We start from the raw sequence: 6405 nt of genomic DNA on the forward strand, positions 1-6405 counted from the left end.
GGTCGATAATAATCTTCATTCCCAATCGGATTTCCCATAACCACGCACTTGTTACTGGTTTGAGCGAATTGGAAAACTACTTGGTCCTGTCCATCAACACGATACCAAAAGAGGTGTTTGTCATGTAGGTAAGCCAAAGCACTTTCTGATGCACCTCCATATTTTGACAAAAGAGCTGTAAAACGTTCATCATCCATTTTTTGACCGAAAGTCTTACGAGGTGCCAAAATTTTCAAGAGCCCCCAAACAATGGTTGCAATGATGACAGCTGCCAATAAAATATTAAACCAGATATGGATAAAATGTCCAAGAACATCACGGCTCTTCGGTGGCAAGAGATGAGACCAGAAGCCATTTCCCCCTAAAACAAGGAGAACCAAAATAGTAAAGGCAAGAAAGAGGAAATCTTTAGTCTTATCTTCCCAGCTATACACAAAATAACGATGGATCAATTTCTTTCTGATAATTAGCACAATCACCAAAGAAAGTGAAATCAAGAAGGTCATGGCCCAGGAAATGCCATTAAGATTGACATAAATCAAGGCTAAGACAAAGGTTAATAAAGAGGCAGGAAATGCTCCCTTAACCCGACGCTTAATGAGACGAGCCATGAAAATAAAGAGGGTTCCAAATAAAATACTTGGGAACTGCCAAATCAACTGTTCCTGAATTGGATCAAATCGGTTAATCAAATAGACATAAGCCAACCGATCTGGAATTAAAGCTGACAAAATCAAGAAGATTCCCAAAAAACGCAAGAGATAGACCAAGAAACGGTATAGGCTCCCTGCAAATACCCGTGAAGAAACCCTAAAGTACTTATCGTTAATACGTCCTCCCATGTGTTTGAAAAAGAAGACAACTCCCAATAAGAATGGAATGACATAGTAAGTCAAACGATAAAGTAAGAGCAAGCTAACCGCCATGGCATTACTAACACCCATGGATGTCAAACCAGTAATGACAATAAGATCAAAACTACCAATCCCTCCTGGAATCATTGAGAAAATACCAATGATAACAGCTAGCAGGTAGAGCGGAATCAGATTGTAAAGATGAACATGTAATCCCATCAAATAGGCGACACTGACAAAGCTCCCAAGAGCAGTTCCCCACTCAGCTGTAGAAGCCAAAAGAAGACTTAGCCTCGTTTTCAAAGGTACCTGCCCAAAATAGGCCAACTTTTCCCGACTGGAAATAAAGAAAATAAAGGGCAAATAAAGGAAAATCCCTAACAAAAGCAGCCAATACTTTCTTAAATCTGGACTCAGAGGAAGAAACCAAAAACTAACAAATACCAAGCCACTCAAGAGTGACAATCCCGACATAAAGTAAGGCAATAAACGTGACAGTGCTTTAATACCCGTCTTTTCCTGCCCATCCTCAGAATAGAAAGAATACCGTAAACCGACATCAACCAAACCAGCAAAACCAGCCAGGTTATTAATCGTATTAACCGCCCAACTCGTCTCTAAAATATAGGGTTTGGAATAATCCGTCTCTAACTCCTTATTCAGGATTAAATCATAAAACAACATGGGGAGTACGGCGACTAACCCAATTATAATCATGAGAATAAGGTGCCAAATAGACAAGCCTGACAGAGCCGATTCTAACGATTCTAATGTAATGGTTCGCTTCAACCGGACCAGTTCAATAACGACAAGAACCGTAATTGAGATAAAGAAGATGGATTTGATTGCTGTTTTTAAAGGTTGTAATCTCTCCAAAAGACTCTTCATGCCACCACCTCTTTTCGACTAATTCTCACTAAATCACGAATCATTTGATTAAAGACCTTGTATTTTCGTTGAGCTAAACGGTGTCCTTGCCGACGCTCAACATACAGCTTATGAATCGGAAAGAGTTCCGAAATCTCTTTGGAATGCCTAAAACTAATAACATCCCTTTGCCCCATAACCACCCAAACAGGATAGGGTGCCTTGTGTAATTGCTCCCTATCCAAGGGTAAATCATGCAACATGAGACCTGTTACTTTTGCCATAATATCCATTTTAGCTGAAAATGGCGATAAGGCCTTCAAACAAAGATATTGTAAATGAACCAAGAACCTAGAACGTCTGGTCAAGCCATTAAAGGTCATGTTACCCGCATTTAGTAAGAGACCCGCAATCCGGTCAGGAAAGCGACTAGCATAAACCATAGCTAGATTGGCCCCATCACTGTGACCAACAAACAAGGCCTTTTTGATATTTAAAAATTGCAAAATTTCCTCCAAATCGGCAGCCATCTGTTCAAAGGTCATCTTAACACTCTGACGACTGGATCTACCGTGATTACGACTATCAATAAAAATTAAGCGATAGTCTCGATATAGAATTCCTTGCTTAGCAAAGTAGTTTCCAGACAAATTATTGCCATGTAAAAAGACAATTGGAAAACCCTTACCAAGATCCCGATAATAGATGATTTGACCATCTTTAACTTTGAATTCCATAATATTACCTACCTTTTCACTACCGTATTCTTATACGATGATTAGTCTTATAAGGCATAAGGTCCGATACCATAAAACAAGGTGCTCAGACCCTCTCATTCCATTATAACACTTCCCTTAGGTAAGAGTCAGAATATTTGTGCATTTTCTGCAAAAAAGAAAAAGCCTTTTCAGGCTTCTATAAATAAAATCTTTTTGAGACTTCCCTTAAGTGAGTACGGACGTCAGCGACCTTCTTCGAAGTTCCATGACTAATTCTATAATGATTCAACCACTTTTCTCACAACAGGAAGTCTCGTCTAGCTTTCTTCGATTGTTTTACGAAGAAATTATTTGTATTTCTTGTATTCTATGCATGCATTAAATAACTACCACCTTCACCAAAATCAAATGTAAAATCAATTGCTGTATTCATATCTTCTGTATAAGAAGCAGTGGTTACTACGGTATTCTCTTCATTATCATATTTTGTTTTCTCAGAAATTTGATGATTTTGAGTATCTAAAATATAAAAATTTTTATAATCATGAAAATCAATTTCATATGCAAGATGGTTTTTATTATAATCATCTATATTTACTAAAGACACTTTTTGATTATTTGGGTAAATAATTAAATGGCACTATTCAAAAAGAAAAAGCCTTTTCAGGCTCCTCCTCTTATTGTTCGAAAGTTTGTTGGGCGATGAGTTTGTTATAGTTTTCTTCATCTTCTTGATTATCACGGACAACCTTAGATACTGTAAAGGAAGATGAAATCAAGCCAACACATCCCATGAGGTAGTAACCCTTAACCATCAAAGGCTCTTTAAGGGTATAGAGGCCTACCAACATCAAGATTACAAAGAAGGCAAATGATCCCCAAGCCATCATGTTGAAAGATGTTGTGTTACGATACACTTTTTTCTTTACTTTGTTCATAAAGCTAGTCTCCTTTTATATACTAAGACCATTATACCAACAATGTAAGCCTTTCACAACTCAAAACATGAAAAGGCTCTCATATTTCCTTAACCTTCCAATTGTTCTGATAAGTCGCTCCACTCTTCCATCAGAGCCTCTTGATTGACTGATAACTCATCCAGCTCTTTCTGCAAGTCAGATAATTCCGCCACGTCATTGGTTTCAAGCATGGCAGCAGAGATTTCCTCCAAGCGTTCTTCAATGGTCTCTAGCTCGTTTTCAATTTGTTCAATGCGTCGGCTTAGTTTACGCATCTCTTTCTGATTGACTTTTTGAGCTTGATAATCATTAGCACCTGCCGAAGCTACTTGAACCTCTTCTTGTCCTTGATTTTCTTCCGCCTCAAGTCGTGCCAACTCTTCAAGCTCAGCCTTCTTCTCAAGATAATAATCATAATCCCCAAGATAAATGGTTGCCCCATCCTCAGAAATTTCCATCACTTTAGTGGCCACACGGTTGATAAAGTAACGGTCATGGCTGACAAAGAGAAGCGTTCCATCAAAGTCAATAAGGGCATTTTCCAAGACTTCCTTGCTATCAATGTCCAAGTGGTTGGTCGGTTCATCCAGAATCAGGAAGTTATTGTTTTCCATTGATAGTTTGGCTAGGAGCAGGCGAGCCTTCTCCCCACCAGAAAGCATGGAAACCGACTTTTTGACGTCATCACCTGAGAAGAGAAAAGCACCCAGACGGTTACGAATCTCAACTTCAGGAGTGGTTGCAAAATCATTCCACAACTCATCAAGGACAGTATTTGAGGGCGTCAAGGCAGATTGGGTTTGATCATAATAACCTACTTCAACATTGGCACCATAGGTCGACGTTCCCTTGATAAAAGGCAATTGCCCCACTACCGACTTGATAAAGGTCGTTTTGCCAATACCATTAGGCCCTACAATGGCAATGGCATCCATCTTCTTAACATCCAGAGAAATAGGCTCCGAAAGAATCTCATCATCGTAACCAATGGCAGCATCCCTAACTGTCAAGACCACATTCCCGGAGACCTTGTCCGCATGGAAAGTCATATTGGCTGACTTTTGGCCTTCTGTTGGCTTATCCAGTCTTTCCATTTTCTCAAGTTGTTTACGACGGGCCTGGGCACGCTTGGTTGTAGAGGCACGGACAATATTACGATTAACAAAGTCCTCCAGCTTAGCAATTTCTTTTTGTTGCTTTTCGAAGTTTTTGGCTTCAGTGGCCAACTTTTCAGCCTTGAGATCCATGAATGTTGAATAGTTTCCGACATAACGATCCAAGCTATGTTTGGTCAAATCTAGGGTTACTGTCGCTACCTTATCCAAAAAATAACGGTCGTGACTGACAATGATTAGAGCACCCTGATAATTAACTAGGTAATTCTCCAACCAGGCGATAGTTTCGATATCCAAGTGGTTAGTCGGTTCATCCAGTACCAAAAGTTCAGGCTTCTCTAGCAACATTTTAGCCAAGGCCAGGCGGGTATTCTGTCCTCCAGAAAGATCTGAAATAGGCATCTCCCACATGCTTTCATCAAACTTGAAACCATTGAGAATGGCTCTGATATCAGATTCGTAAGTAAAACCACCTCTTTGTCTGAAATCCTCGGAAAGGCGATCATAGTCGGTCATTAGCTTGTCCAAGTCTGCCCCAGTCAACTCAGCCATCTTCATTTCCATGTCACGCAGACGTTTTTCATCGGCACGAAGACTGGCAAAAACATTTAACATTTCAGCGTAAATGGTATTGCTAGACTCAAAACGACTATCCTGAGCCAGATAAGACAGGTTCAAATCACGTTTCGTATTAATCTCACCACTTGTCGGCGCTTCCTCTCCAACTAGGATTTTCAATAAGGTTGATTTCCCAGCACCGTTACGTCCAACAAGGGCAATACGATCTCGCTCATCCACCTGAATATTAATATTATCAAAGAGCACATCTCCTGAAAAAGAGCGCTCTATTTTGTTTCCTTGTAAAATAATCATAATGTTTTAATTATACCAAAAAAGCCAAGCTCTTGCTTAGGCTTCCTTACTTTCTTTCAAGATGCTTGCTACCTTAGTATTTATCAAATCGATAGCAACAGTATTTGTGACACCTTCAGGAATGACCACATCCGCATAACGTTTCGTAGGCTCGATAAACTGGTGGTACATGGGTTTTACAACACTGATATATTGCTCAATAATACTATCCAAGCTACGACCACGTTCTTCCATATCACGCTTGATACGGCGAATAATACGAATGTCATCATCAGTATCTACAAAGAGCTTGATATCCATCAAATCACGCAAGCGTTTATCCTCAAGTACTAGAATCCCTTCAACGATGAAAACATCCTGAGGCTCCTGACGATAAGTCTTGGCACTACGAGTGTGTTGCGTATAATCATAAATCGGAATATCCACCGGACGCCCAGCAATCAACTCATTGATATGTTCAATCATGAGATCTGTATCAAAGGCAAAGGGATGGTCATAGTTAGTTGACACACGCTCCTCAAAAGTCAAATGAGACTGATCCTTATAGTACGAGTCATGTTCAATCATGGCAATTTTTTCATCTGGAAAATTGGATAAAATGGCACGAGAAACACTGGTCTTACCACCACCAGAGCCACCCGTAACCCCAATAATAATCGGTTTTTTAGGCATGGTAAATTCCTATCTAATAGAGTCTTTCTCATCTATTCTACACTAAATCATGATATAATAAAAGCAAATCCATATAGAAAATGAGACTTTTATGTTTACAAACTTTCCTGAACAATGGCAAGACCTCCTTAAAGAAAAAGGAATCACAACAGAAACTGCCATTCAAAAAGAACTCTTTGCACCAATTACAGAAGGGGACAATGTTTTGGGTATCAGCCCAACTGGAACAGGTAAGACTCTGGCCTACCTCCTCCCACTTCTCCTTTCTCTAAAGCCAAAAAAAGCTCAGCAATTGCTTATCCTAGCACCCAATTCTGAGCTTGCTGGACAAATTTTTGATGTGACC

Annotated in this window: 7 protein-coding genes; 1 reads left to right on the plus strand and 6 read right to left on the minus strand. The window is 39.7% G+C overall.

Going from position 1 to position 6405, the window contains the following annotated elements:
- From HSISS2_RS04505 to udk, 6 genes are all read right to left on the minus strand, one after another.
- On the minus strand, nucleotides 1-1742 hold a 1742-nt coding region (locus HSISS2_RS04505), incomplete at its 3' end, for a lysylphosphatidylglycerol synthase domain-containing protein (RefSeq protein ID WP_042767212.1).
- The gene (locus HSISS2_RS04510; protein WP_021145607.1) at nucleotides 1739-2458 is read right to left on the minus strand and encodes an alpha/beta fold hydrolase; all 720 of its coding nucleotides are present in this window, start codon (nucleotides 2456-2458) and stop codon (nucleotides 1739-1741) included. The genes HSISS2_RS04505 and HSISS2_RS04510, both read right to left, overlap by 4 nt.
- Nucleotides 2459-2807: 349 nt before the next feature.
- The gene (locus tag HSISS2_RS04515) at nucleotides 2808-3047 is read right to left on the minus strand and encodes a hypothetical protein (protein ID WP_021145608.1); all 240 of its coding nucleotides are present in this window, start codon (nucleotides 3045-3047) and stop codon (nucleotides 2808-2810) included.
- 70 nt (nucleotides 3048-3117) lie between these two features.
- Nucleotides 3118-3378, minus strand: a complete 261-nt coding sequence (locus HSISS2_RS04520) for a YiaA/YiaB family inner membrane protein (protein ID WP_002883990.1) — start codon at nucleotides 3376-3378, stop codon at nucleotides 3118-3120.
- Nucleotides 3379-3467: 89 nt separating this feature from the next.
- Entirely contained in the window at nucleotides 3468-5387 is a 1920-nt protein-coding gene (locus HSISS2_RS04525) for an ABC-F family ATP-binding cassette domain-containing protein (protein ID WP_021145609.1), read from the minus strand.
- A gap of 36 nt (nucleotides 5388-5423) precedes the next feature.
- Nucleotides 5424-6059, minus strand: coding sequence for a uridine kinase (gene udk, locus HSISS2_RS04530; protein WP_008534308.1), 636 nt, complete (start codon nucleotides 6057-6059; stop codon nucleotides 5424-5426).
- Nucleotides 6060-6150: 91 nt separating this feature from the next.
- On the opposite strand from udk, the gene HSISS2_RS04535 reads away from it, so the two are divergent.
- Nucleotides 6151-6405 (plus strand): DEAD/DEAH box helicase (locus tag HSISS2_RS04535; RefSeq protein ID WP_042767004.1); only part of this gene is annotated, 255 nt, incomplete at its 3' end.

The organism is Streptococcus sp. HSISS2 (assembly GCF_000448665.1).
GTDB classification, from domain to species: domain Bacteria; phylum Bacillota; class Bacilli; order Lactobacillales; family Streptococcaceae; genus Streptococcus; species Streptococcus raffinosi.

Excerpts from the sequence above, each read along its gene's own strand:
- HSISS2_RS04510 (WP_021145607.1), bottom strand. The coding sequence starts at position 2,458 with ATGGAATTCAAAGTTAAAGATGGTCAAATCATCTATTATCGGGATCTT.
- HSISS2_RS04525 (WP_021145609.1), bottom strand. The coding sequence starts at position 5,387 with ATGATTATTTTACAAGGAAACAAAATAGAGCGCTCTTTTTCAGGAGAT.
- udk (WP_008534308.1), bottom strand. The coding sequence starts at position 6,059 with ATGCCTAAAAAACCGATTATTATTGGGGTTACGGGTGGCTCTGGTGGT.
- HSISS2_RS04520 (WP_002883990.1), bottom strand. The coding sequence starts at position 3,378 with ATGAACAAAGTAAAGAAAAAAGTGTATCGTAACACAACATCTTTCAAC.